The organism is Enterobacter sp. IF2SW-B1, assembly GCF_001743375.1.
In the GTDB taxonomy this organism is placed as follows: Bacteria; Pseudomonadota; Gammaproteobacteria; order Enterobacterales; family Enterobacteriaceae; genus Enterobacter; species Enterobacter bugandensis.
Genome location: NZ_MJAA01000292.1, coordinates 1 through 410, shown reverse-complemented (window position 1 = coordinate 410; position 410 = coordinate 1). Strand labels below are relative to the sequence as shown.

Below are 410 nucleotides of genomic sequence, written 5' to 3'. Positions count from 1 at the left end.
AAAAACAAGTCAAGGTAAAGTTGGTCAAGATGGCCAATGGGAAGTCGACGTACCAGCAGGTGAAGAGTTAAAACCTGGAGACAAAGTTACAGCAAAAGAAACAGATCCATCAGGCAATGAATCATCAAGTGGTACAGGTAACGTCATAGATACGACGGCACCAGACGCACCAAAAGTTAAGGATACAGAGTCAGGCAGCAAGAAAATCACTGGTGAAGGATCAGAACCAGGCAATGACATTACCGTAACGTTCCCTAGCGGAAAAACAAGTCAAGGTAAAGTTGGTCAAGATGGCCAATGGGAAGTCGACGTACCAGCAGGTGAAGAGTTAAAACCTGGAGACAAAGTTACAGCAAAAGAAACAGATCCATCAGGCAATGAATCATCAAGTGGTACAGGTAACGTCATAG

At 44.1% G+C, this 410-nt stretch carries 1 protein-coding gene; it reads left to right on the top strand.

The features are described 5' to 3' along the window. The coding region (locus A6013_RS27165; protein WP_206108902.1) for an Ig-like domain-containing protein at positions 1 to 410 on the top strand (410 nt) is incomplete at both ends.